Origin of the sequence: Mesorhizobium sp. M0045, from assembly GCF_040323385.1 — a bacterium.
Classification (GTDB): Bacteria; Pseudomonadota; Alphaproteobacteria; order Rhizobiales; family Rhizobiaceae; genus Mesorhizobium.
On the sequence record NZ_JAMYUY010000027.1, the window covers coordinates 43,438 to 67,224 of the forward strand.

Annotated in this window: 24 protein-coding genes; 14 read left to right on the forward strand and 10 right to left on the reverse strand. The window is 62.3% G+C overall.

Features of this window, described 5'->3' with window-relative positions:
- Nucleotides 1-32: 32 nt before the first annotated feature.
- Together NKJ72_RS27970 and NKJ72_RS27975 are read right to left on the reverse strand one after the other, a co-directional pair.
- Complete coding sequence (locus NKJ72_RS27970) at nucleotides 33-1,544, reverse strand: winged helix-turn-helix domain-containing tetratricopeptide repeat protein (protein WP_352480325.1); 1,512 nt, start codon at nucleotides 1,542-1,544, stop codon at nucleotides 33-35.
- Between the two features lie 107 nt (nucleotides 1,545-1,651).
- Complete coding sequence (locus NKJ72_RS27975) at nucleotides 1,652-2,455, reverse strand: CPBP family intramembrane glutamic endopeptidase (RefSeq protein ID WP_352480326.1); 804 nt, start codon at nucleotides 2,453-2,455, stop codon at nucleotides 1,652-1,654.
- Between the two features lie 386 nt (nucleotides 2,456-2,841).
- On the opposite strand from NKJ72_RS27975, the gene NKJ72_RS27980 reads away from it, so the two are divergent.
- The 11 genes from NKJ72_RS27980 (at nucleotide 2,842) to NKJ72_RS28030 (ending at nucleotide 12,796) form a co-directional block, all read left to right on the forward strand.
- Nucleotides 2,842-3,150, forward strand: coding sequence for a porin (locus tag NKJ72_RS27980; protein WP_352480340.1), 309 nt, complete (start codon nucleotides 2,842-2,844; stop codon nucleotides 3,148-3,150).
- Nucleotides 3,151-3,265: 115 nt separating this feature from the next.
- Nucleotides 3,266-4,051 (forward strand): DNA repair protein RecO, encoded by a 786-nt coding sequence (gene recO, locus NKJ72_RS27985; RefSeq protein WP_352480327.1) that lies wholly within the window; start codon nucleotides 3,266-3,268, stop codon nucleotides 4,049-4,051.
- Nucleotides 4,052-4,064: 13 nt separating this feature from the next.
- Nucleotides 4,065-4,217, forward strand: coding sequence for a hotdog fold domain-containing protein (locus NKJ72_RS27990; RefSeq protein ID WP_254820198.1), 153 nt, complete (start codon nucleotides 4,065-4,067; stop codon nucleotides 4,215-4,217).
- 84 nt (nucleotides 4,218-4,301) lie between these two features.
- Nucleotides 4,302-7,001 (forward strand): DUF2339 domain-containing protein, encoded by a 2,700-nt coding sequence (locus NKJ72_RS27995; RefSeq protein WP_352480328.1) that lies wholly within the window; start codon nucleotides 4,302-4,304, stop codon nucleotides 6,999-7,001.
- 40 nt (nucleotides 7,002-7,041) lie between these two features.
- Complete coding sequence (locus tag NKJ72_RS28000; protein ID WP_352480329.1) at nucleotides 7,042-7,938, forward strand: ABC transporter substrate-binding protein; 897 nt, start codon at nucleotides 7,042-7,044, stop codon at nucleotides 7,936-7,938.
- 143 nt (nucleotides 7,939-8,081) lie between these two features.
- Complete coding sequence (locus tag NKJ72_RS31050; RefSeq protein WP_502895551.1) at nucleotides 8,082-8,222, forward strand: hypothetical protein; 141 nt, start codon at nucleotides 8,082-8,084, stop codon at nucleotides 8,220-8,222.
- A gap of 197 nt (nucleotides 8,223-8,419) precedes the next feature.
- Entirely contained in the window at nucleotides 8,420-8,938 is a 519-nt protein-coding gene (locus tag NKJ72_RS28010; RefSeq protein WP_254820200.1) for a sigma-70 family RNA polymerase sigma factor, read from the forward strand.
- Nucleotides 8,935-9,726: an anti-sigma factor family protein gene (locus NKJ72_RS28015; protein WP_352480330.1), complete on the forward strand. Its 792-nt coding sequence runs from the start codon at nucleotides 8,935-8,937 to the stop codon at nucleotides 9,724-9,726. The genes NKJ72_RS28010 and NKJ72_RS28015 overlap by 4 nt, the downstream gene beginning before the upstream one ends.
- Nucleotides 9,727-9,934: 208 nt before the next feature.
- Nucleotides 9,935-11,041, forward strand: coding sequence for a peptidase C39 family protein (locus tag NKJ72_RS28020; protein ID WP_254820202.1), 1,107 nt, complete (start codon nucleotides 9,935-9,937; stop codon nucleotides 11,039-11,041).
- Nucleotides 11,038-12,501: a RimK family ATP-grasp domain-containing protein gene (locus NKJ72_RS28025; protein WP_254820203.1), complete on the forward strand. Its 1,464-nt coding sequence runs from the start codon at nucleotides 11,038-11,040 to the stop codon at nucleotides 12,499-12,501. The genes NKJ72_RS28020 and NKJ72_RS28025 overlap by 4 nt, the downstream gene beginning before the upstream one ends.
- Before the next feature lie 22 nt (nucleotides 12,502-12,523).
- Nucleotides 12,524-12,796, forward strand: a complete 273-nt coding sequence (locus NKJ72_RS28030; RefSeq protein WP_254820204.1) for a DUF3303 domain-containing protein — start codon at nucleotides 12,524-12,526, stop codon at nucleotides 12,794-12,796.
- 129 nt (nucleotides 12,797-12,925) lie between these two features.
- Here NKJ72_RS28030 and NKJ72_RS28035 read toward each other — a convergent pair whose 3' ends face one another.
- From NKJ72_RS28035 to ygfZ, 3 genes are all read right to left on the reverse strand, one after another.
- Entirely contained in the window at nucleotides 12,926-15,064 is a 2,139-nt protein-coding gene (locus tag NKJ72_RS28035; RefSeq protein ID WP_352480331.1) for a putative bifunctional diguanylate cyclase/phosphodiesterase, read from the reverse strand.
- A gap of 64 nt (nucleotides 15,065-15,128) precedes the next feature.
- Nucleotides 15,129-15,761 (reverse strand): HD domain-containing protein, encoded by a 633-nt coding sequence (locus tag NKJ72_RS28040; protein WP_023677753.1) that lies wholly within the window; start codon nucleotides 15,759-15,761, stop codon nucleotides 15,129-15,131.
- Nucleotides 15,761-16,621, reverse strand: a complete 861-nt coding sequence (gene ygfZ, locus NKJ72_RS28045; RefSeq protein WP_352480332.1) for a CAF17-like 4Fe-4S cluster assembly/insertion protein YgfZ — start codon at nucleotides 16,619-16,621, stop codon at nucleotides 15,761-15,763. Before ygfZ ends, NKJ72_RS28040 begins: the two co-directional genes overlap by 1 nt.
- An 83-nt stretch (nucleotides 16,622-16,704) precedes the next feature.
- Here ygfZ and NKJ72_RS28050 point away from each other — a divergent pair, with 83 nt between their 5' ends.
- On the forward strand, nucleotides 16,705-18,036 hold the full coding sequence (locus NKJ72_RS28050; protein ID WP_352480333.1) for a dihydroorotase: 1,332 nt from the start codon (nucleotides 16,705-16,707) through the stop codon (nucleotides 18,034-18,036).
- 33 nt (nucleotides 18,037-18,069) lie between these two features.
- Here NKJ72_RS28050 and NKJ72_RS28055 read toward each other — a convergent pair whose 3' ends face one another.
- From NKJ72_RS28055 to NKJ72_RS28070, 4 genes are all read right to left on the reverse strand, one after another.
- Nucleotides 18,070-18,873: a hypothetical protein gene (locus NKJ72_RS28055; protein ID WP_352480334.1), complete on the reverse strand. Its 804-nt coding sequence runs from the start codon at nucleotides 18,871-18,873 to the stop codon at nucleotides 18,070-18,072.
- 80 nt (nucleotides 18,874-18,953) lie between these two features.
- Nucleotides 18,954-19,211: a hypothetical protein gene (locus NKJ72_RS28060; RefSeq protein ID WP_008874920.1), complete on the reverse strand. Its 258-nt coding sequence runs from the start codon at nucleotides 19,209-19,211 to the stop codon at nucleotides 18,954-18,956.
- 373 nt (nucleotides 19,212-19,584) lie between these two features.
- Nucleotides 19,585-19,962, reverse strand: coding sequence for a TIGR02301 family protein (locus tag NKJ72_RS28065; RefSeq protein ID WP_023677748.1), 378 nt, complete (start codon nucleotides 19,960-19,962; stop codon nucleotides 19,585-19,587).
- A 48-nt stretch (nucleotides 19,963-20,010) separates the two neighbouring features.
- Nucleotides 20,011-20,436 (reverse strand): NUDIX hydrolase, encoded by a 426-nt coding sequence (locus NKJ72_RS28070; RefSeq protein WP_254820209.1) that lies wholly within the window; start codon nucleotides 20,434-20,436, stop codon nucleotides 20,011-20,013.
- A gap of 121 nt (nucleotides 20,437-20,557) precedes the next feature.
- Here NKJ72_RS28070 and NKJ72_RS28075 point away from each other — a divergent pair, with 121 nt between their 5' ends.
- Nucleotides 20,558-21,319, forward strand: coding sequence for an SOS response-associated peptidase (locus NKJ72_RS28075; protein WP_352480341.1), 762 nt, complete (start codon nucleotides 20,558-20,560; stop codon nucleotides 21,317-21,319).
- A 57-nt stretch (nucleotides 21,320-21,376) separates the two neighbouring features.
- Here the strand turns inward: NKJ72_RS28075 and NKJ72_RS28080 are convergent, their stop codons facing one another.
- Complete coding sequence (locus NKJ72_RS28080) at nucleotides 21,377-21,526, reverse strand: hypothetical protein (RefSeq protein ID WP_254820210.1); 150 nt, start codon at nucleotides 21,524-21,526, stop codon at nucleotides 21,377-21,379.
- Between the two features lie 418 nt (nucleotides 21,527-21,944).
- On the opposite strand from NKJ72_RS28080, the gene cysS reads away from it, so the two are divergent.
- Nucleotides 21,945-23,477, forward strand: a complete 1,533-nt coding sequence (gene cysS, locus NKJ72_RS28085) for a cysteine--tRNA ligase (protein ID WP_352480335.1) — start codon at nucleotides 21,945-21,947, stop codon at nucleotides 23,475-23,477.
- Nucleotides 23,478-23,787 lie beyond the last annotated feature (310 nt).

Sequence of the window (23,787 nt, forward strand, 5' to 3'; positions counted from 1 at the left end):
TGGCCGATCGGTCGAGCTGTCTGTTGGTCGTCTCAGGATTCTGAGCGGTCCCCAAGCGCCAACGACACACCGTTGGCAAGATGCTCGGCGTCGGACGCGTTTTCGAACGGGATGCCCGTTCTTGCATAGTCGAGCGGTGAGAAATCGGAGCCGTCGGCGTTGATCAGCGCAGCCTGGCGCCTTGCCGCTTGCATGTCGCCGAACTGAGCGTAACAGGCGGCAAGCCGGGTGCGGATCCACGGCGTCGGTCGCGTCGCCAACTCCAGCACCTCGGCAGCCGTGCGGTATTCGCCCAGCTTGTATAGCGCGAGCGCGCGATCGTACTGATACCAGTGAGGATGCAGCGGGTTGATGCGGATGGCGCGCGCCAGCCAGGCGAGCGCGTCGAGCGGCCGGCCGCGCATCGTCAACAGATGCCCCATCTGCTCGATACAGTCTGCGTCGCCCGGATTGAGCTCGAGCGCGATGCGCAAATGATGCTCGGCCGCCTCGTGGTCGCGCATATTGAGCCGCACCAGCGACTGGATGCGGTGTGCCGTTGCCTGGTCCGGCGACAATGCGATGCCCCGGTCGGCCAGGTCGCGGGCCTTCGTCAGCACGGCGTCGCTGCTCGGTCCGAATTCGCTGTTAAGCACATGCGACAGCGCCAGATAGGTGTAGGCGAGGCCATAGGCCGGGTCCCTGACGATAGCAGCCTCGAAAAACGCTGCTGCTTGTTTCAGTTCGCTTTGCGCCGGATCGCGCAGCAAGGCGACGCCGCGCAGCACCAGTTCATGGGCGGCGAGGCTGGCTACCGGCTGCCGCGAGGCACGTTGCAGGCCGGCATTGTTCACCCGAACCACCAGCCGGCCGACGATCTTTTCGACGATCTCCTGCTGGATGGCGGACAGCCCGGCGTAATCGGCCTGGTAGCGATCGCCCCAGAGCTGGGAAGCGCTGGCTGCGTCAACGAGATTGACCGCACAGACGATGCTGTCTGCCTGCCGCCGCACCGAGCCCTCGACGACATAGTCGGCGCCGATGCACGAACGCACGACAGGCCATTCGCCAGGCGAATAGGACGCAAACGAGAAGCTCGAGTTGCGCGCCAGCACCGTCAACGTGCCGAAGCGGGCGAGGCCATTGATAATGTCTTCGGCAATACCATCGACGATCGCTTCGTCGGCCGGATCGGCGCCGTCATTGCGGAATCTGAGCACCGCCACGATCGGCTGGGCGCCGAGTTCGGGCACCGGCTCGATTTCAGGGATCAGCATGTAGCCGCGCTTCGATACGGTCCGTATCGTTTCCTCGCCGAGCACCTTGCGGATCTCGCGAATCGACTGCGTCAGCGAATCCTCGGTGACGAAAACACCCGGCCAGACCGCATCCATCAATTCCGACTTCGGCACCACACGGCCGATGTGGCGGGCGAGATGCGTCAGCAATGCGTAGGCTTTCGGCCGCAGGAAGGCCGGCTGTCCGGCCCGGCCGAGCGTACCTTTGCCCAGATCGAGCGTGAAACCGCCAAACTGAAAAACCTGCTCAGTGGCCGAAACCGCCATCGAAACGGCCCGCTCCCTGCAGCCGTGCCTGTATTGGCCTACGGCTGGAGGGCTGGGTCAAGGTCTGTCGCCGCCGAAAGCGGCGCTTTGGATTTGGACGCCGCAAATTAGACGGCGCCAGCAAGGGCGGGCTGCGTTGCCGGCCTGCGGACGAAGCTCTCGGTGCCGTAGACGGCAACGATCGCGATCGCAGCCACCGCCCAGATCGCAACACCAATCCATTGCTGCTGCACATGGTCGGCGTCGATGAACGCCTTGCCCAGGAAGCGCACGCTGTTCTGATGGGTGACATGCATAAGAATGGCGAGAAGCACACTGCCGGTGTTCTGATAGAGCCAGGTGAACACCACTGCCGCCAGCACGACGTTGATCGTGCCGTAGAGGCTGAGATCGCCGACCAGGCCGAGCGGAAAATGCCAGATCGCCCAGATCGCGCCGAGGATCAGGCTTCCGGCCAGCGCCGAATGCTTGGTCAACAGACGCGGTGTCGCAAAGCCGCGCCATCCCGGCTCTTCGCCAAGCGGGCCGCTGAAGACCGCATAGAGCGCGATGATCGGCAGTATCTCAGTGACGGCTGGTATGTTGCCCCAGGCCGGCGTCGCCGAGCCGAACAGCGGATTGACCAGGATTGAGGCAAGCTGCGTGCTCAATGGCAGGCCGAATGCCACCAGATACCATAGCGGAGATACCCGCCACTTCACCATGGAAGCGAGAATGGCCTTGACCGAAGCCCAGCCTCCGGAAAGAGCGGCGATGACGAATCCGGACACCATCGGGCCGAAGGTAAACCAGGGAATGCTATCGCCATTCGACAGGTAGAATGGGATGAAGGCAAACCAGGTCAGGGCAAGCGTCAACGAAAAGAAGGCAGCCAACTGATGCTGCCGCACCAGGCGCAGGAAAGAAGTCATGTCGGGCCTCTCACGGGCAGATGACAATGAGAGGTCGCCGGGCTGCCCAATCGGTCGACTTACATCTTGAACAGCCGGCCGAAACATTCCGGGAGGCTATGCGCCGACCACCTCGGTCGACCCGTTTCTTATTGGCAGCCGCGCTACCCGAAATCCTGAGCGGGTTCTGAGAAATTTCCGATATTTCATGCAGAACCGGCCAGTCAGACCGGTTGGAACGCCTGCCGACACGGCGGTCGTCCAGCGTTCCCGTTCGTCGTCTCTCCGTCATACACCCTGCCTATAGGCGTTAAATACAAGGGCGACTGGGGTGCGATCACCGCGGTCGGCGCCATAATAGTACGTCGGAAGAATGGGCCGGCAAAGCTCGCCTCGACGTCAAGCCGATTACTGACCTGACCCTGTTCGTGATGGCAGGTTACGGCAGCGACGACAACGTCGCGAAGAACTTCTATAAGCCGTGGGCGGGCAACTTTGCCGTCTGGGGCAGCGGCAGCTATGCCGTCAACAAGAAGACCTCGTTGAACGCCCAGGTCTCCTATACCGACGACAAAGACTTCGCTGTTGCGGCCAATGTCGCCTACACCATCGTTCCTGGCTACACGATCACCGCCGAAGTCGATTATTACGACAATTTGGATGCCGACGATGCCGACGCGATCGGCGGCATCTTCCGCTTCCAGCGCTCGTTCTGATCAAACGACGATCTCGCAGAAACGGCCCGTAGCGATACGCTACGGGCCGTTTTGGTTTGCGGCGGATAAGTCGCTCATCTTGATTTCGCCATCCAACCGGTGACAAGCTCTCGTCATGGAATGGCGCGACGAGGGAATCATTCTGGGCACCCGCAAGCATGGCGAAACCAGCGCCATTCTCGAGGTGATGACGCGCGTGCATGGCCGCCATCTCGGCCTCGTGCGCGGCGGCCGTTCGCGCAAACAGCAGCCGGTCTTGCAGCCCGGCAATCGCGTCGACCTGTTGTGGCGGGCGCGGCTCGACGAGCATCTCGGCACCTTCCAGGTCGAGGCGATCGAGATGAACGCCGCCCGGTTGATGGACAGCGCCGTTGCCGTCTACGGCCTGCAGACGATGGCCGCACATCTGCGTCTTCTGCCCGAGCGTGACGCCCATGGCGGCCTTTACGAGACGCTTGCGGTGATGATCGCTCATCTCGACGATGCCGATGCCGCCGGCGAGTTGGTGGCCCGCTTCGAGCTGCTGGTCCTCGACGAACTCGGTTTTGGCCTCGATCTCAGCCAGTGTGCGGCGACCGGCACCAGGCAGGACCTTGCCTATGTCTCGCCGAAATCCGGCCGCGCCGTGTCGCGCGCGGCGGGCGCGCCGTGGCGCGACAAGATGCTGGCGCTGCCTGCCTTCCTGCAGCGCGGCTCCGGGTTGCGCGCCGATCCGGCGGCGATCGAGGACGCCTTCCGGCTGACCGGCTTCTTTTTGACCCGCCATGTCTACGAACCGCGCGGCATCGAGCCTCCCGGCGCCCGCGCCGGGTTTCTCGCCGCCTTGCGCAGGCATCAATCACCCGGCCATGAATCCGGCAAGGCGAGCGCCGCAGAAACCGCCGGGGAGACCACCAGATGAGCGACGTTGAACCTTGTCCCGGCAACGTTTCGCCGCTCGGCCTTGGCACAAGGGCGGCACGCTGGCGGTTTCGGAAGCGGCGCTGAAGGATGTCAACGGCAAGCTGCTGGCTTTGGGCGCTGAAACATGCTCGATCTTTCCGGCGGCCAATCTGGTGGCACGTTGAATGGACCGGCCGTTTGGCCGCCGCATTTGAATGTCACTGAACATTGAGTGTCAGTGACAACTGGCCTGGTTTGGGGGAACCGCCATGTTTGAAAGCCTGATTGGCCTCGTCGCCATCATCGCGCTGTTCGTCATCATTTCACGCCAGCAGAGCCGTATCGGCCTGATCGAGCGCGAGCTTGGCGCCTTGCGCAGCCTTGTGCTTTCGGGCACGCCTGCGCTGCCGCCGCAAGCCAAGGAACCGGCTGCAAACGACAGCAAACCGGCGGATGCCGCAATACCGCTTGCGGCCGCAGCCGACCTGGCATCGCCAGGGACCGCAGCGGTCGCATCAGCCACAGAGGCCGAGGCCGATACCGCGGCGCCATCCGCGCCGGAGTCGGCGCAACCGGCGGCCGCGGCGAAGCCAGCTCGCCAGTCCGACGTCGAAACGGCTCTCGGTACTCGCTGGGCGGTCTGGGTCGGCGGCATCGCGCTGGCGCTGGGCGGCCTGTTCCTGATCCGCTACACCATCGAGGCCGGCATTTTCGGGCCACGCGTGCGGCTCGCCATGGCGGCGGCACTCGGGCTGGTGCTGGTCGCCGGCGGCGAGTTCATCCGGCGCACCGGCTTCAGGGTGCCGGTGCAAGGTGCCGCCGGTGCCTATATCCCGGCAATCCTGACGGCGGCCGGCGCCTTCATTTTGTTCGGTACCGTCTACGCCGCGTACAGCATTTACGGCTTTATCGGCCCGACGCTCGCTTTCACGCTGCTCGGCGCCATCGGGGTGGCGACGATCGCGGCAAGCCTGGTTCACGGTCAGGCGCTGGCCGGCGTCGGCCTGCTCGGTGCCATGGTGACGCCGCTGCTGGTCGCCTCGCAGGCGCCCAATCCGTGGGCGCTGTTCGGCTATCTGGCGATCGTGCTCGTCACCGCCGGCGTCATCGCCCGTATCCGCGACTGGAGGCTTTTGATGGCCGCAGCCTTCGTCGCCACCGGCATCTGGACCATCTTCTACATGACCGAAGCACCGGGGACGAACCTTTCCGTCATCCTTTTTATCGACGGGGTGACACTGGCCGTGCTCGCCTTCGTCTGGCTTGGCCGCCGCGACGAAGCGGTCGCCGGCAGCGGCTTCGATTGGCCGTCGATCGCGCCGGGCTTCTTCGTCGGGCTTTCGGCGCTGGCCCTGTTCGTCGATCCGGCCTTCGCCGCCATCCGCGGTGCATTGCCGGGTGCCGCCCTTGTCGCAGCCCTGGTGGCGGTGGCGCTCTATCGGCCGCGGGCGCTGGCACTGCTGCACGCCGCCGGGCTGGCGACTGTGCTGGTCTATCTCGGCATCATTCCGCCGACCACGATCGCTTCCGATTTTTCGGGCGGCGCTCTTGGCGTCGACGGCATGCCGGTTGTGGCGTCCGATGCCTTGATGCTCAGGGTCGGCATCGTTCTCGGCCTGGTCTTCATCGGCATCGGCTTTTGGGCAGCGCGCCGTTTTGCGGCCCATGGCTGGCTGCGCGCCGCCACGTGGGCGGCCTGGAGCGCTGTCGCGCCACTGGTCATCCTGCTGGCGCTCTGGTCTACCTTCGGCAATCTCGACCGTGACCTTGCTTATGCGGCGGTTGCAGCCGTATTGGTCGGGGTCTTCGCTGCCGGCGGCGAATGGATAGCACGCGGCGAAGCGCCGCCGCTGACCGGCGGCGCTGCCGTCTCCTTCGCGCTCGGCGGGGCGGCGATTGCCGGCCTGCTGATGCTGCACATGGCCTTTGGTTCGGGCTGGACAACCATCCTGCTCGGAGCAGCCGCCGCCGTGCCAGCGCTGGCGACGCGCTGGCGTAGCTATCCGGTGCTTGGATGGATTTCCGTTGGTGCGGTGATTGCAGTGCTTGGTCGCGCTGCCTTCGACCCGACCATCGTCGGTGCCGAGTTCCTGTCGAAGACGCCGGTGTTCAACTGGCTGCTGCTTGGATATGGGGTGCCGGCGCTCGCTTTCGGTTTTGCCGCCTGGCAGCTTGCCCGAACCACCAATGGCCGACCGCGCCTTGCCATGGAGGCCGGCGCCGCGCTGTTTTGCCTGCTCACCGTCGCCATGCTGGTGCGCCATGCCATGCATGGCGGCGTCATCGATACGGCTGCTGCGACGCTGGCCGAACAGGCGATCTACACGCTGATCGCCATCGGTGCCGGTGCCATCCTGGTCGCTATCGACATGCGCTCGCCAAGTCAGGTGCTGCGTTACGGCTCGATTGCAGCGGGCGTGGTCTCGGTCGCCTTCATCGTCCTCCAGCATTTTCTGGCGTTGAACCCGTTGCTGACCGATGAATCGACCGGCAGCATTCCGGTGTTCAACCTTCTGTTCCTCGCCTACCTCTTGCCGGCGGTCGCGGCAGGCGCACTGGCACTCCATTGCCGTGACAAGCGGCCGCAATGGTATGCGGCGATGCTGGCGGTGGTGGCGGCGGTGCTCGCTTTTGCCTATGCCACGCTGTCGGTCAGGCGCCTGTTCAAGGGTGAGTTCATCGGGCTGTGGAGCGGTCTCGGCCAGCTTGAGACCTATACCTATTCGGCACTGTGGCTGGTAATCGGCGTGGTGCTGCTCACCGCCGGTGTCTGGCTGAAGTCCCAGGTGCTGCGCATAGCGTCGGCAGCGCTGATCTCGATCGCCGTGCTCAAAGTCTTCATCTTCGACATGTCGGAACTGGAAGGCGTGTTGCGGGCGCTGTCCTTCATCGGCCTCGGCGCGGTGCTCATCGGCATCGGCCTGTTTTATCAGCGGCTGCTGACAAGGGCGGCGAGAGAGGTAAATTAGGTCGTCCACTGCAAGAAGGTCCAGCCTGGAGGACAGCGCGTTGCTCATAAACGACATAGCTACGATCGGCATCATCACGGCAGGCCCTGGGGGACCAATCGAAGGCTTCAAGGAGGGGCTGAGAGAACTGGGATTTGCCGAAGGCCGGAGCATTCGGTTTGAGCAGCGATCGGCCAATGGTGATTTGGGCAGGCTTCCCACCCTGGCGACGGAACTGGTTAGGCTGAACGTCGACCTTATCGCCGTGATCGGGGCGGTGACCGCGCGTGCGGTCCAAAAGGCGACAACGGAGCTCCCCGTCGTTTATTCTGTCGTCGTCGATCCGGTCAGTGATGGCCTCGCCGCAAGCCTGGAGAAGCCCGGCGGCAACATGACAGGAGTAACCAGCTTCGATCCAAACCAGGCGCGGACGCATGTCGAGTTGTTGCGAGCCGTCTTACCAGCGCTCTCCCGCATCGCGATCTTGAGCGATCAGGGGGTGTCCGATTGCCTGTCAGCCTCCAATGCTGGGGCAATACAAGAATTTGGGCTGAACCCGCAGGTTCTCCGCATTATAGGGCCTCAGCCCGATCTTGACGGCGCTTTTGCAGCGATGGATCGCGAGCTGGTCGAAGCGCTCATCGTCCTCGAGGAGCCGATCATTGCAGCACTCCGCGCAAGAATCGCGGAGCTTGCCCTTGCGCGTCGCTTGCCAACCATCTTCGCGCGGGAGCAGATCGATGCGGGAGGTCTGTTCTGCTACGGCACCAGCTTGCGAAGCGCAACATATCACATGGCGCTGTGCGCGAAGAAGATTCTTGATGGCAAGAGCCCCCGCGACATACCAATTCAGACTTTGTCCCAGCACGAATTGGTGGTGAACTTGCAGACCGCGAGAAAGCTCGGTCTAACGGTGCCTTCAAATATAGTAAATAGAGCGGTGCGTGTGATTGAATAGTACTGCGGCCGCTGACCCGCAGCAAGGGAGACATAGGATCAAATGGCACTCTATATACGAGGCCCCGAAGTGGATGCTTCAGCGACTATGTTGCAGCGCCAGACGGACGCTCCAAGCAAAACGGAGGCGGTGCGGACCGCGCTTTGCACGAACTCGAACGCAGTCGCACCAATGTGTCGCTTCGCGACCGGATTGCCAGGCTGCAAGCCGAGGCGGTGAGGATGGGCCTGCCCAATCCTGACTTCGATATGAAGAAATTCACAGCCGAGATGCGGGAAGACTGACGTTTGTCGACGCGCCGCTATTCGTCACCACGCATTTCTTTCAACTTTCGGATGCAACCCAGGAATAAACCTGCCACCGGCAGCGTTATTCAGTTGCTTGGGTGACCGGGGCGGCGGACCGCTTCGCGCTGGCCGCTTGCGCCGCGCTGCAAAGGCGCGTTCAATCACCACGGACAGGGGCTCCAGAACCAGCGGTCATGGACGAAAAGAAGGCAGCAATCCTGGGTGAAATACCGCGTCTGCGCCGCTATGCACGCTCGCTGTTGCGCGACCGCGATTCCGCCGACGATCTCGTCCAGGATTGTCTCGAGCGGGCGCTTGTGCGGCTCGACAATTGGCAGACAGGAGAAAGCCCCAGGAGGTGGCTGTTTACGATCATGCACCATTTGTTCATCGACCAGATGCGCAAGGTGAACCGGCGCGGCGAGGCGGCGATGCTGCCGCTCGAGACAAGCGAGGCGCAGGCAGCACCCGCCGAGCAGGTCGAGAGCATCGCCTCGCGCGAGATCGTCGACGCGCTGCAGGCGATCAGCCCTGACCGGCGCGCGGCACTTGTGATGGTCGCCATCGAAGGGTTTTCCTATGCCGAAGCCGCCAACATCCTTGGAGTGCCCGCCGGCACTTTGATGTCGCGCATCGCGCGCGGACGTGACGAACTGCGAGCGCTGCTGGATGATACCGCGCGCCGCCGCTCGATAAGGATCGTTGAGAAATGAGCCGGCGCGATTTCTCCGAACGCGACATCCACATGGCTCTCGATGGCGAGTTGCCGGGCGACGAGCGGACGGCCTATGAGGCATGGCTCGAGGCCAATGCCGAGATGAAGGCCAAGAGCGCACGCTACGCCGCCGACCGGGAAGCGTTGCGCGCAGCCTTTAATGGCGTGCTGGACGAACCCGTGCCGGTGCGGTTGAGCAAGGTGGTGCTTGGCGAGGCGCCGGTGGTCAGAGTATCGCCGTCGCGCTCGCGTTGGTGGCTTGCGGCCGCCGCTGCCGCCATCCTGGCGATTGGCGGTGCTGGCGGCTACCTTGCCGGCATCGGCCGCCTCGGCCTGGAAAATACCGCCGAGGACCAACTTGCCGAAGAGGCGATCGCCGCCCACGTCATCTATGCCGCCGAAACGCGGCATGCGGTGGAAGTGCCGGCAAGCGACAAGGATCATTTGCAGAGTTGGTTGTCGAACCAGGTGGGTCTGAAGCTCGTCGCGCCGGATCTGGCGGCGCAAGGATTCCAACTGGTCGGTGGCCGGCTGCTGCCCGCCGGCCAGGGCAAGGCCGCGATGCTGCTTTACGAGGACGTCAAGGGCGAGCGCATATCGCTCTTCGTCACCGCCGAATCGGCAGCCAAGGCCAAGGGCACCTATGGGGAGGACGATGGTCCTGAGGCCGTCTATTGGCTGGACAAGGGTTATGGCTGCGCCGTCGTCGGCTCGCTGCCGCGCGAGCAACTGGCCGCAGTGGCCAAGAGCGCCTATAGCCAGCTTTTGGCGGGCTTGCAAAGCTGAGCAGGCTCTCGCTCTTCCGGAGCCGCGCCGTTGCCTAAACACGGAGGTCGTTCAAAGCCTTTGCGCGACCTGCCTGCCGTCAAAACTGTCACAATTCGGCCCTAATCGAGGTGCGATAGCGCTTGCTGAATGCTGGCACTTCGGCTGGTGTGACCGATGTTTAGACTAGGGCCGTTTCCACAACCCAATCGAGGTTTTCTGAGCCCGCATGCCTGCCGAGATTCGCAAGGCCCGCGCGTCCGACGTCGATGACCTCGCCGCCATCGAAAAAGCCGTTTTCTCGAGCGATCGCATTTCTCGCCGCTCCTTTCGCCAACTGATCGAACGCGACACCGCCGAGCTGCTGGTTGGCGAAAGCGATGGCCGCGTCGCCGGCTATGCAGTCGTGCTGTTTCGCAAGGGCAGCGGCGTCGCGAGGCTTTATTCGATCGCCGTTGGTCCATTTTTCGGCGGCCGTGGCGTTGGCCGGCTGCTGCTGGAAGAGGCCGAGGCCGCCGCTTTCGAGCACGGCCGCATGATGCTTCGTTTGGAAGTCCGCGAGGACAACCCGCGCGCGATCCAGATCTACGAGCAGAGCGGCTACCGCAAGATCGGCCGCGAGCCGGACTATTACGAGGATGGCGCCACGGCGCTGCGCTATGAAAAGACCTTGCGCGGCGACATTCCGGTGGCCACCGAAGTGCCGTTTTATCAGCAAACTTGCGAATTCACTTGCGGACCATGCTGCCTGATGATGGCGATGGCTTACTTCGGCCCCGGATTCGTGCCGGATCCGGTGATGGAAATCAGGCTGTGGCGTGAGGCGACGACCGTTTTCATGATGTCGGGGCCGGGCGGCTGCGAACCGTTCGGGCTTGCCGTCGCCGGCTATGAGAGCGGGCTTGCTGCTGAGATCTATGTCTCCTTCTACGGCGCGCTGTTCCTGCAGTCGGTGCGCAGCGAGGACAAGCGCCGCGTCATGGAGCTGGCGCAGGTCGACTTTCGCCGCCGCGCGGAACTTTACAGCATCCCGGTGAATTACCGTTCATTCGGGCTTGACGACATTCGCACCGCGATCGCAGAGGGAAAACTGGTGCTGGTCCTGATCAGCGGCTTCCTGATGTTCGGCAAGAAGGTTCCGCACTGGGTATTGGCCATCGGTGACGACGGCGATCATATCCTGATCCACGACCCCTGGGTCGAGGACGAGCGGCAGGAGACGATCCTCGATGCTGCCAACATTCCCGTGCCTTACGGCATCTTCATGAACATGGCGCAATTCGGCCGCGACGGATTGCGCGCCGCCATCACTCTCGGAAAGCGCGATAGCCAATGACCTGGGTCATCCTTACCGGCCGGCAGAACGATCTCGACCAAGTGGCGACGCCGCACAAGATCATCACCAATCGCGACTACCTTGCCCATCCGGCACTGTTTCGCGGTCAGCGGCCGAAGGTCATCAACCTGTCGAACAATTACGGCTACCAGAGCCGCGGCTATTACGCGTCGCTGCTTGCTGGTTCGCGCGGCCATAAGGTCATCCCGACGGTCGAAACGATGATCGACCTGTCGGAGCGCAAGCTCTATGAGCACGCGTTGCCGGAACTCGAACTCGCACTCAACAAGTGCCGCAAGGACCTGGGTGGCGCTTTTCCCCAGAAGGTCTGCATCTTCTTCGGCATCGGACCATCCAGGATCTGGGACCGCTTCGCAAAACTTCTGTTCGACTGGTTCCGTGCCCCGGCGCTCGAGGTCCACATCAGGGACAGCGCCGAATGGGCCTCGATCCGCAAGATCGGGTTCCATCCCCTGGCCAGGATGACCGAGGACGAGGAAACGCACTTTCTCCAGTGCCTGGAGACCTACACCAACCGCGAGTGGCGCGACACCAAGGGCCGCACGCCGGCGCGCTACACTTTCGCCACTCTGGTCGATCCGCATGAGGAACTGCCACCGTCGGAGATTTCGTCGCTGCGCCACTGGGCCAAGATCGCTGAAAAGATGGGCGTCGAAATCGAGCCGATCACCAAGCGGGATCTGGCCAAGCTCGCCAACTACGACGCGCTGTTCATCCGCGAGACCACCTCGATCTCCAACCACACCTACCGCTTTGCCCGCCGCGCCCAGCAGGAAGGCATGCCGGTCATCGACGATCCGCTGTCGATGATCCGCTGCACCAACAAGGTCTATCTCAACGAGCTGATGACCTACAACAAGGTACCGGTGCCGCCAACGGTGATGATAGCCGGCACCTCGGACCTGGAACTTGCGGCGCAGACGCTGGGCTTCCCGCTGGTGCTGAAGATCCCGGACTCCTCGTTTTCGCGCGGCGTCAAGAAATGCGGCACTTTCGAAGAGTTGAAGTCGCTTGCAACCGAATGGCTGGAGGATTCCGACCTCCTGATCGCGCAAAAATTCATTCCGACGGAATATGACTGGCGCGTCGGTGTCCTCGGCGGCCAACCCTTGTTTGCCGTCCATTATCTGATGGCCAAGAAACATTGGCAGATCGTCAATCATAAGGCCAACGGCAAGCCCGATCAGGGCGGCATCAAGACCTTCACCCTGAAGGAAGCGCCGGCCCATGTCGTCGAGACGGCGGTGAGCGCGGCGCGTTGCATCGGCGACGGCCTCTACGGCGTCGACCTCAAGGAAACCAGGGACGGCGTCTTCGTCATTGAGGTCAACGACAACCCCAACCTCGACCACGGCTGGGAAGACTCTGGCGAAAAGGACGAGGTCTGGGTGCGGCTGACGCAGTGGTTCCTGGAGCGGCTGGACCGGCCGGGGCGATAATATCCGAACTGAGGGGAAAAAGATGCTGTTCTTCGTAACCGAGGATTTTCGCGGCTGCGACCGCAAGGAGATCTACCGCCGTTTCCGCGACCAGGGCCGCCTGAAGCCGGACGCGCTTCTCGTGCACCACAGCTGGATCGCAGCGGATATGAGCCGCTGCTTCCTGCTGGTGGAGGCCGATGACATCACGCTCCTGCAGCGGTGGGTCATCGAATGGGCCGATCTGGTCGAATTCGAGATTGTTCCTGTGGCGACGAACAAGGATATGGTTGAGGCATTGAGCGGGCACCTCTGACCCGGCAAGGAACCTCCTGGTTCGCCACACCTGAATTCCGCCTTCTCTATCAAGGAATTAACACGCGAATCGAGCGTCATCTCAAGGAGATCCAAGCCGGTTGCCCGCGCTTCCGCGAGACTGTCGCACTTAGCCGGACTGCCGGATCGTCGCGCTCGACCTCAGCAGCCGATTGATGTCCGACGCCTTTGACGGCACGCCGATCAAATAGCCCTGGGCCTCGACACAACCCTCCTTTTGCAGGAATTCAAGCTGCGCTTCGGTCTCGACACCTTCGGCGGTGACGGTGATGCCCAGCTGTGCGCCAAGCCCGATGATGGTGCGCACGATCGCCGCGGTATCGCGACTGTCGATGTCACGGGTGAACGAGCGATCGATCTTGATCTTGTCGACGGGAAAGCGCCTGAGGTAGCCCAGCGAGGAATAGCCGGTGCCGAAATCGTCCAGCGCGATGCGGACGCCCAGATCGCGTAGCTGCCTGAGTGTCTTGAGCACCAGATCGCTCTCGTCCATCAGCACCGTTTCGGTGATTTCCAGTTCAAGTCGGTTGGCCGGCACGCCCGAGAACGCCAGTGCCGAAATGACGCTGCGGGCAAAGGTACCGCTTTTGATCTGCACGGCGGAGACATTGACTGCGATGCGCCAAGCCGCCCAGCCTGCCGCGGTCGTGCAGGCTTTTCGCAGCGCCCATTCTCCGAGCGGCACGATCAGCCCGGTCTCCTCGGCGGCCGGAATGAAGTCGTCCGGCCGCACCAGGCCGCGCACCGGCGATCGCCAGCGCATCAAGGCTTCGGCACCGACGATTTCGCCGGAGGCGATGTTCATGATCGGCTGGAAATCCAGCTCGAATTCGCGGCGCGACAGCGCTGCCCTGAGATCGATTTCGAGCGCCCGGCGGGCCCGCACCATCGCGTCCATGGCCGGTTCGAAGAAGCGGTAGAGGTTGCGCCCTTCGCTCTTTGCCCGATAGAGCGCCATATCGGCATTTTTCAGCAAAGTCTCGGCGTCCTTGCCGTCATTCGGAAACAGCGCGATGCCGAGACTGATGCCGACACGCATGTCGTGTCTCTTGTCGCGAAACGGCTTTCCGATGATCTCGACTATGCGTTTGGCCAGCTTTTCCGCGTCGCCCGGGCTTTTGAGATTGAACAGGATGATGACGAATTCGTCGCCGCCGAAGCGGGAGACAACGTCCGTTTCATTGCGCAGGCACCGTTGCAGCCGTTCGGCCACGCATTTCAGCAGCCAGTCGCCGGCGGGGTGACCCCAAGTATCATTGACTGCCTTGAAGTGATCGAGGTCGAGCGAGAATATCGCCAGCGATCCGTCTCTCGTCTCGCTCAGGGCTTGGTCGAGCCGTTCGCGAAGCATCGAGCGATTGGGCAGGTTGGTCAGTGTGTCGTGGTGCGCAAGATGGGTCATGCGCTCTTCCACACGCCTGCGCTCGGTGACGTCGTCGAACGTCGCGACCCAGCCGCCGCCGCTCATCGGCCGGCGCGCAACCAACAGCGTCCTGCCGTCGGCGAGATGACGATGCGTTATGTGTGTTTTCCCCGCCCGCAGGCAGGCTTCGATTTGCGAGATTTCGCTGTCGGGGTCGAGCTTTGTATAAATGCCCAGTTCCAGCAGCCGCTTGAACGCATCACGGTGGCTCATGCCAAGCGGGAAGTCGGCGGGCCTGACATGATAAAGTTCCAGGAAACGTTCGTTGCGCACGATCAGCTTGCCGTCCGCATCGTACATCAAAAGGCCTTGCGACATGTTGGCAAGTGCTGCGTCGAAACGGCGGTGCTGCTCTTTCAACTCCTGCTCGGCGCGCCGTTGCTCGGTGATGTCCTCGTAGATCGAGACCCAGCCACCTGACGCCAGCGGCCGGTGCGAAATGTTGACGATGCGCCCGTCTGCAAGCGTTTCCTCATAGGTGGAAGGTTTTGCCTGGTCGATATAGGGCTTGCGGATGGCATAGAGTTGCTCGGCGCTTTGCGAGGCGATGCCGATATCCACGCTGTGCTGGAGGATGTCGAAAAACCGGATGCCGGGCCGCACCACTTCGGCGTCGAGGCGAAAGATGCTGATGTAGTTCCTGTTGCAGATGATCATCCGCTCATCGGCATCGAACATGCACAGGCCATGCGACATGTTCTCGATCGCTGCCGAAAAACGCTCGTTCTGTTCGCGTAGCTCGTCTTCGATCCGTCGCGGCAGACCAACGCCTTTGGCCCTCCGTCGGCGGACGGATGAACCAGCCTTGATACCGGCAACGGGCATGAGGCAAGCCTATGGACCATGGTTAACCACGGCACTGTTGTCCCTGCCGGTTAATTTACCGTTTTCAGCCGGCTGGAACGGCAGTCTGGCGTCGCGACTTTTCGATTGCCGCAAACCGTTTGAGAAAGGCATTCTGCGCCCAGGTCACCGAGCGCGGCGTGACATCGAAGCGCTCGGCGTTGAAACCGCGCGGCCTGCCGAAGAACTCGGTCGCCTCCGCCGTCGAAAAACCCGCAAGCAGCGTTGCTTCGAAATAAGCGGCGATCTGATCCGCTCGCTTGATTTCCTTGCGCAGCCCCGCGTCGAGTTCGGCAGGCAGTGAAAAGCGCAGATGGATGGCACGCTGCAGCCTGATCTCGCAATCCCTGTAGCTGCCGCCCATCACGGATTTGAACGGCGAGATCATATCGCCGATGACGTATTCCGGCGCGTCGTGCAGCAGCGCCGCCAACCGCGCGTCGGCGTCGGCATCCGGCATCAGTTCGCCGACAAGTGTTTCGACCAGCAGTGAATGCTGGGCGACCGAAAAGGCGTGATCGCCTCTGGTCTGGCCGTTCCAGCGTGCGACGCGGGCAAGGCCATGGGCAATATCGGAGATCTCGATGTCGAGCGGCGAGGGATCGAGCAGGTCGAGCCGGCGGCCGGACAGCATACGTTGCCAGGCACGCGGCGGCGCCCCGGCGCGGTCGGCCGCCATCAGGCGTCCTCCGCGCCAACGGCTTCCTGCGGAAAGCTGAATTTCGCCCAGGACGGGATGGCGAGCGACACGGCGACGTCGTCAGCCAGGATCGGCAGGCCGGCGTCGAGCGCTGCCTTGACCCGGTCGATGCGGGCAATGGCAAGGCCTGTCGTGCCGGCGGTCGAGCCAAGCGTGCCGACTGGTCGCCCCGCCACGGCCAACTCTGCGCGCGAAGTGGGCAGGGGGCGTTCGGCCGAGACGATCAACACCCGGCGCCTGGCAGTGCCGCGATGCTGCATGCGCGAGACGACCTCCTGGCCGACGTAGCAGCCTTTCTTGAAGCCGACGCCACCGATCTCGTCGAGCAGCACATCATGCGGAAACGCGTCGCCGAGCTGATAGTCGCTGCCGCTTTCGGCAATGCCATTGGCGATGCGAAAGGCTTGCCATGCGGCAAGGTCGCCGCTGTCTGCGGCGCCACCATAGAAGCGCGTGACGATAGCATCGACAAACCGCGCATCGGCAAACGGTGCGGATTCAAATTGCGAGGCAGTTGAATGGCTTTCCCATACGACGGTCACAACCGACCGATCTGCCTTGGCAATTTCGACTTTGGCGCGCAACTTGTAGAGCGTCAGCCGGCGCATGAAGTCATCGATGGTCTCAGCACGGCATTCGAGCCGGAAAATATTTTCGTCAGCGCGCGAGATCAGGAAGTCGAAAAGGATCTTGCCTTGCGGCGTCAGTAAGGCGCCGGGCTTTGCTTCGCCGCGGCCGAGCGCGTCTAGGTCGGTGGTCAGGATGTTCTGCAAAAAGTGTTCGGCATCCGGTCCGGATACGGAAACGAGTGCGCGATCTCTGAGCGAGGCAAAGGGCATGGTGGGAAAACGAGCCTGATCTTGCAAAACTATCGGTCATTACGTAAGCCGCTGGCACTTCCCCCGCAAGAGACCGGATCCGCATGGCCCCCCTCTACGATCTCATCCTGACAGGCGGCACCGTGGTCAATCACGACGGCGAGGGTTTTCGCGACGTCGGTATCAATGGTGGGCGCATCGCTGCCATCGGCGACCTCCGCCAGGCATCGGCGGGCGAGACGATCGACTGCCACGGGCTCCATATCCTGCCGGGCGTCGTCGACAGTCAGGTGCATTTCCGCGAGCCGGGACTGGAGCACAAGGAAGATTTGGAGACGGGCTCCCGCGCAGCGGTGCTTGGCGGCGTCACCGCCGTCTTCGAGATGCCGAACACCAATCCGCTGACCACCAGCGAGACAACCCTTGTCGACAAGGTGCGGCGTGCCACCGGCCGCATGCATTGCGACTTTGCCTTCTGGGTCGGCGGGACCCGCGACAATGCAAAAGACGTTGGCGATCTCGAGCGGCTGCCGGGTGCGGCCGGCATAAAAGTGTTCATGGGCTCGTCCACCGGCGACCTGCTGGTCGAGGACGACGAAGGCGTTGCCTCGATCCTGAGGAACACACGCCGCCGCGCCGCCTTTCATTCCGAGGACGAGTTCCGGCTGCGCGAGCGGCTTGGCGAGCGTATCGCGGGCGATCCGTCCTCACATCCGGTGTGGCGCGACGAGATCGCTGCATTGCGCTGCACAGAGCGCCTTGTGCGTATCGCGCGCCAGGTTCGCGCCCGGATCCATGTGCTGCACATCTCGACCGCCGAGGAGATAGGCTTCCTCGAACAGCATAAGGATGTCGCGACCTGCGAGGCGACGCCGCATCATTTGACGCTGAGCGCCGATGACTATGCGCAGCTCGGTACGTTGATCCAGATGAACCCGCCGGTGCGCGCCACGCGTCATCGCGAGGGGATCTGGCAGGGCATTGCGCAAGGCGTTGTCGATGTCCTCGGCTCCGACCATGCGCCGCACACGCTGGCCGAGAAGGCAAAACCTTATCCGGCGTCGCCGTCCGGTATGACCGGCGTGCAGACTTTGGTGCCGATCATGCTGGACCATCTCAACGCCGGCCGGCTGACCTTGCAGCGCTTTGTCGACCTGACCAGCCACGGCCCGCAGCGTATTTTCGGCATCGCCAGGAAAGGCCGTATTGCCGCCGGCTACGATGCCGATCTGACCATCGTCGATCTGAAGCGCCGCGAGACCATCGCCAACGCCCAGCAAGGCTCCAAGGCCGGCTGGACGCCTTATGACGGCAGGCAGGTGACCGGCTGGCCGGTCGGCACCATCGTTCGCGGCCGGCGCGTGATGTGGGAAGGCGAGATCGTCGCGCCGAGCCAGGGCAGGGCGGTGGAGTTTTGCGAGGCGTTGGCGGGCTAAGCTCCCTGCCTCATAAGGGCCAGACTAAGCCACTCAATCCCCAGCAACGAAGAACGTCCATTGTCCGGTCGGCGTGATGCCGACTCGATAGAAGATGTACGCACCGAACTGCTTCATATCGTCATAGTCGCTGGCGGTGACGATCTTGAACAGCTCGACCCGCTGCCTGGCATCGAGTTTGTCCAGCGGCAGGGCGAAGAAATAGGGCCAGACATAGAGATCCTGCGGCGTGCCGGCATCGACATGGACATAACCGGCACTGAGCACCTCTTCCAGGATGGCGAGGATCTCCTGGCCTTCCGTATCGCCCGAAAGGCCCTTCAGGAAGGCGATCGGGTCGCCCTCGATGTCACCCAGCGACAATTGGGTCATCATGTCTCCCGTGCCGATCAGCGGCCGAAGCTTTTCGATGTCGCCGCTTTTGCACGCCTCGACGATCAGATCGTGCATGCGCCTCACCGGTTCCGGCAACTTGGCCAGGTCGTAGACGACTTCGGGCACAGGCGCGTCCGGATCGACATGCGGATTGGCCATCCCGCCATCGTCCGTTGGCCCTTTCGGTTCGGTTTGCTCTGGCTCCTCGGACGGAGTCGGCTGGCGGGCTGGAGGTGGTACCGTGCCGAGTGGGCCGGGCATCGGGACGGTACTTCCAGACGGCGACATGTCGCCGTCCGGCGGCGGCGTCACCGGCGAGGGCAGGTCTTCGCGTTTGATCTCGCTGAGGGCGTGAGCGGGACTGCTCGCAAGAAACAGTGCAAGGGGAATTGTGGCGCAGGAAGCAGTAAGCCAAATGCCGAGGACCAGGCCGCGTGGCTTGCCTGATATCGAAAAATTCACCGCCTGCTACTCCCTGGTTCCAGCCCATCCATGTGCCCGGACATGATGTCCGGCGGCGCGCCGTCGTCAAAGAACCGGGATCAGTGCCGCAGTCTTTCGGGCTCGAAGGCCCCGGCAATCACCTTTTCACGCATGCGATCGAGCAGGGCAAGCGCCGAGGTCTCGCCATTGGCGCGCAGCATTTCGCCGAATGCCGTTTCGAGGGCTGCCTCGGCGATGATTTCAGGCTCGATCCCCGCCGACAATCCTTCTGCCCAGGCTTCGCTGTGGCTTTCCACGGCAGTCAGGCGCTTTTCTTCCCTGACCAGCGCGTCGATGTCGTTGACGCCATGTTCCATTGCGATGTCCACCCTTTCAAGCGGTGATCCGTTGGACAGGGATCAAGCTTGAGTTGTCCCTTTTACACGCAGGCGCAAGTAAGTATCTGTAAATGCGACATTTTTTTGGTCGCTGTCTACAAATTCCGTCGCGTCTAGCAAACCTGCATCCGATCCGTCTCAAACTTAGCCGATTAGGTCGGCCAAGGGGACGGAAACCTTCAGTTTGAGTTAATTTCACATCTGCGCGCTAACGTTTCGTTAACATAGTTGCAAAAGTGCAACATTAGGTTTGCACCAAGACCTCAGTCGAGGCAAGCGGGGAAGTGTCGAACGCGTCCACCGCGACGGCGCCGACCCTTGATGCGGCTTTTCCGGAAAGCGGCTGCCGTCGTCAGTTTCCGTAGCGCGAAGCGATGTCGCGAGACAGCGTCTCGCCTTCCTTCATGTAGCGGCTGATGGCTTCCGTCGCCGAGGCGGTGCATTGCGTATAAGTGCCGCCGAACGACCGGTAGCCGCGGTTGAAGCTGGCGATGAAGCGGGCGCGCCGCTCCGGGTTCGGATTTTCCGATGCGATCAGTTTTTCCATCTCGGCTCGCCACCGATCGCCCTTCTCGCCACACAGATTACGCAGGAAATGCAGCGAGCCGAGCACTTCCGCCAGCCGCATCAGCCCGGGCTCGAACGGTGCTTCGGCGGCAATCGCCGGGCGCGCACCGACGACCACACTGACGGCGAGGCATGCGGCGAGAAACGAAGACGTGCGGCTCATGAGGCTTTGTGCTGGAACAATTTGTCGCCTGCAAGGCGATTCTCTGGCTCACGTCTCGCCGTCTTTTTTGGGACCGAGTAGATCGTCGGCAATTTCAAACACTGCATCGGCGAGCGGCATCGCCATCATTTCGGCCAGCGTATAGAAAGCCGCGGTTTCGGCGTCGTCGCTGGCAACCGCCTCGCCGCCGGCATAATCGGCCCCAAACACCGTCAGCCAGTAGTCGACCGGATGTCCGTCCCCGCTGCCGTCGATGTGGATTTCCCGCAGCGGCCGGTAGCTGCGCGCCTGCAATCCGGTCTCTTCCAGCAATTCGCGCCGTGCTGCCTGTTCCAGCGTCTCGCCGGCTTCGACCTTGCCGCCGGGAAAGGCATAGAGGCCTTGCGAGGGCGGCCTGGCCCGCTTGACCAGCAGCACCGTGTTCTCGCGCACGACGCAGGCCGAGACTGCCGGAATGATCTTGCGTGCTTCCATGGCTCCGGATCGCTCGATTGGCACAGCCCGTTGTGGACCGACCGTCGGCGAACAGCTTTAGCGGTTGCGAAAGGCAGGTTCCATGGCCACTTTCATACGCCACCAATCGAAAGCTGAATTCATGTGCGGACGCTTTGCTTTGACAGCCACTCCGGACCAGACCGCCGCCTTTCTCGGCCTGGCGGAACTTGAGGAGTTTCCGGCCCGCTACAATATCGCGCCGACGCAGCCGGTGCTGATGGCGCTCGCCGGATTGACGCAGGCGCCGGGCTCGAACCTGCCCGACCGCCGCTCGATTCTGGTGCGCTGGGGCCTGATCCCTGCTTGGGTGAAGGATACGCGTAACTTCCCGCTGCTGTTCAACGCGCGTTCCGAGGGGGCTTCGGAAAAGGTGTTGTTTCGCGCTGCCATGCGCCATCGCCGCGCCCTGGTGCCGGCTTCGGGATTCTACGAATGGCACCAGACCGGTGGCAGAAGAGGGCAGCCCTATTGGGTGCGGCCAAGACAGGGCGGGCTTGTCGCCTTCGCCGGGCTGATTGAGACCTATGCCGAGCCGGGCGGCTCGGAAATGGACACTGGCGCCATTCTGACCGCCCACGCCAATGCCGATACTGCCCATATCCACGACCGCATGCCGGTAGTGATCCATCCCGAGGATTTTGCACGCTGGCTGGATTGCCGCACACTCGAGCCGCGCGACGTGGCCGATCTGCTGAGACCCGCCCAGCCCGATTTCTTCGAAGCGATCCCGGTTTCCGACCTCGTCAACAAGGTCGCCAATACCGGGCCAGAGATTCAGGAGAAGGGCGTCGTCGAGCCTGAGCTCGAGAAGGTCAAGCGCCAGAAGTCCGGCGCGAACGACAATCAGATGAGTTTATTTTAGCAAAAGCTACTGTTACTGGCTCGCCGTGAGCGCCTCAATCTTCACCCGACCGCATTCTCAGGCAGCGCGCGGCGAGACGATCTTCTGTGCCGGCTTCTTCTTCTTCGCGGTGTGCAGAAGAGCGGCGACGATTGCTGCCGGGCCGATCGCTCGGTAATAGCTGGCGAGCGCCGGTTGCTTGGCACGGCTGGGTTCCTGCTTGGGCATTCTTCTCTTCCCTAGTAACGTCTTCGTGTCTGCGTTTGCTGGCCGAATCCGACCAAATCGTGACGCTTGCTGATCTAGCCGGCGAATGTTTCATGACAGTGCCGACATGTTTAATAAAATGTTTCAGTGCCGCATTTCCTGTGATCCAACGATATTTTTGGCGAAGGTAGCGACTTGACGGCAACACCGGGCAAGGCGATAAAGCCGGCCATGAAAACGCCTTTCGCCATTTGTGGCATTTGCATTATCGGCTAGCCTCGCGCTGGTCCTGGACGTTTTCGCCTCATCTCCTCCAAGATTGGACAAACGCCCCGGCCAGCAGGCTGGAGCCCGATTTGCGCCTCGGCGTAACTGGCTTCATCCAGAGCACGATCCCAAAGATCATGCTCAACCAAAGTAACGCACCGGGAACGCACGTATGTCTGACGCATCGAAGAGCCTGCGCCTCTACAATACGCTAACGCGGAGCAAGGAGGATTTCTTCCCGATCGATCCGCGCAACGTGCGCATGTATGTCTGCGGCCCGACGGTCTATGACTTCGCCCATATCGGCAATGCGCGGCCGGTGATCGTCTTCGACGTGCTGTTCCGTTTGCTACGCCATCTCTACGGGGAAGCGCACGTCACCTATGTCCGCAACATTACGGACGTCGACGACAAGATCAACGCTCGCGCGCTGCGCGATTTCGGCGGCGAAATTGCATCGGGCAAGCTGTCGCTGAACGAAGCGATCAGGCGGGTCACCGAAAAGACCGCCGATCAGTTCCACAAGGACGTTGCGGCGCTCGGTTGCCTGGAACCGACGGTCGAGCCGCGCGCCACCGAGTTCGTCGAGCCCAGGCCCGACGGCAAAGTCGACATGATCTTCTTGATTCAACGCTTGATCGAACGCGGCCATGCCTATGTCGCGGCTGGAGAAGTCTTGTTCGACACCGCTTCCATGCCGGATTATGGGCAGTTGTCGAAGCGCAATCTCGATGAGCAGCAGGCCGGCGCCCGCGTCGCCGTCGATGCGCATAAGAAGAACCCGCAGGATTTCGTGCTGTGGAAATTGTCTTCGCCCGAGGAGCCGGGCTGGGACAGCCCGTGGGGCAGGGGTCGGCCGGGCTGGCACATCGAGTGCTCGGCGATGTCGGCCGCCTATCTCGGCGAGGTGTTCGACATCCATGGCGGTGGTCTCGACCTGATCTTTCCGCACCACGAGAACGAGATCGCGCAATCGCGTTGCGCCCACGGCACCGAAACGATGGCCAAGGTTTGGATGCACAACGGTTTCCTGCAGGTCGAAGGGCAGAAGATGTCCAAGAGCCTGGGCAATTTCTATTCGATCACCGAATTGCTGGAGACGGATACCTTTGGCGGCCGCAAATGGCCGGGCGAGGTGCTCAGGCTGGCGATGCTGATGACGCATTATCGCGAGCCGATCGACTTTTCCGTGCGCAAGCTGGAAGAGGCGGAAAGGCTGCTTACGAAACTCTACCGTCGATTTGATGAAATCTGGCCCGTGAACCCAACCACACCGGAACCTCGAATTTTGGAGCATTTGCTCGACGATTTGCAGACATACGATGCGTTCCGCACCGCTTCTTCATCTGAGTACGGAGCTGGGGATGATGCGGGCCGAGTCTTGGCTGGTCTAAAACTTCTGGGTCTTATGCAGCACACCCCAGATGAATTCTTACGTGGCGTCCCAGCTGTGACTGAGACCAAGGCCGTCGCCCACGCAAGCATTCCGGAGGAGGACGACACCCTCGACGCATACGGCTCTGTTGGTCCCACCAAGGATCGTATCAGAGCGCGTATAGACGAAAGACTCGGTCTTATTCGCGAAAAGAACTGGGCCGAGGCCGACCGCATCCGCGACGAGCTTCTGGCGCAAGGCGTGCAATTGAAGGACGGAAAGGACCCGGTCACCGGCGCCCGCATCACCACCTGGGAGGTAAAGCGGTGAGGGTGGAGGTCGAAATGCGTGCAAGGCTGGCGAAGGCTTTTGTGATGGCCGATCTCCCCCCTTGCGGGGGAGATGTCCGGCAGGACAGAGGGGGGTGGGAAGGATCGCCGACTTTCGACGTAACCCATTCGCACCCCGGAACCTGCTTGAGGGCGTGGCTGCCATCGGTTGACAGGCCGGAGGGACAGTACCCCCCTCTGTCCTGCCGGACATCTCCCCCGCAAGGGGGGAGATTGGCTGTCGTCGATGATTTCGCCAATCGCGAAGGCGAGGGTGCTTGATGGGTCACGACCTCGTTCCATCGCGTCAG

Coding starts and splice junctions, on each gene's coding strand:
- NKJ72_RS27970 (WP_352480325.1), bottom strand. CDS start 1,544: ATGGCGGTTTCGGCCACTGAGCAGGTTTTTCAGTTTGGCGGTTTCACG.
- NKJ72_RS27975 (WP_352480326.1), bottom strand. CDS start 2,455: ATGACTTCTTTCCTGCGCCTGGTGCGGCAGCATCAGTTGGCTGCCTTC.
- recO (WP_352480327.1), top strand. CDS start 3,266: ATGGAATGGCGCGACGAGGGAATCATTCTGGGCACCCGCAAGCATGGC.
- NKJ72_RS27995 (WP_352480328.1), top strand. CDS start 4,302: ATGTTTGAAAGCCTGATTGGCCTCGTCGCCATCATCGCGCTGTTCGTC.
- NKJ72_RS28010 (WP_254820200.1), top strand. CDS start 8,420: ATGGACGAAAAGAAGGCAGCAATCCTGGGTGAAATACCGCGTCTGCGC.
- NKJ72_RS28015 (WP_352480330.1), top strand. CDS start 8,935: ATGAGCCGGCGCGATTTCTCCGAACGCGACATCCACATGGCTCTCGAT.
- NKJ72_RS28020 (WP_254820202.1), top strand. CDS start 9,935: ATGCCTGCCGAGATTCGCAAGGCCCGCGCGTCCGACGTCGATGACCTC.
- NKJ72_RS28025 (WP_254820203.1), top strand. CDS start 11,038: ATGACCTGGGTCATCCTTACCGGCCGGCAGAACGATCTCGACCAAGTG.
- NKJ72_RS28030 (WP_254820204.1), top strand. CDS start 12,524: ATGCTGTTCTTCGTAACCGAGGATTTTCGCGGCTGCGACCGCAAGGAG.
- NKJ72_RS28035 (WP_352480331.1), bottom strand. CDS start 15,064: ATGCCCGTTGCCGGTATCAAGGCTGGTTCATCCGTCCGCCGACGGAGG.
- NKJ72_RS28040 (WP_023677753.1), bottom strand. CDS start 15,761: ATGGCGGCCGACCGCGCCGGGGCGCCGCCGCGTGCCTGGCAACGTATG.
- ygfZ (WP_352480332.1), bottom strand. CDS start 16,621: ATGCCCTTTGCCTCGCTCAGAGATCGCGCACTCGTTTCCGTATCCGGA.
- NKJ72_RS28050 (WP_352480333.1), top strand. CDS start 16,705: ATGGCCCCCCTCTACGATCTCATCCTGACAGGCGGCACCGTGGTCAAT.
- NKJ72_RS28060 (WP_008874920.1), bottom strand. CDS start 19,211: ATGGAACATGGCGTCAACGACATCGACGCGCTGGTCAGGGAAGAAAAG.
- NKJ72_RS28065 (WP_023677748.1), bottom strand. CDS start 19,962: ATGAGCCGCACGTCTTCGTTTCTCGCCGCATGCCTCGCCGTCAGTGTG.
- NKJ72_RS28070 (WP_254820209.1), bottom strand. CDS start 20,436: ATGGAAGCACGCAAGATCATTCCGGCAGTCTCGGCCTGCGTCGTGCGC.
- NKJ72_RS28075 (WP_352480341.1), top strand. CDS start 20,558: ATGTGCGGACGCTTTGCTTTGACAGCCACTCCGGACCAGACCGCCGCC.
- NKJ72_RS28080 (WP_254820210.1), bottom strand. CDS start 21,526: ATGCCCAAGCAGGAACCCAGCCGTGCCAAGCAACCGGCGCTCGCCAGC.
- cysS (WP_352480335.1), top strand. CDS start 21,945: ATGTCTGACGCATCGAAGAGCCTGCGCCTCTACAATACGCTAACGCGG.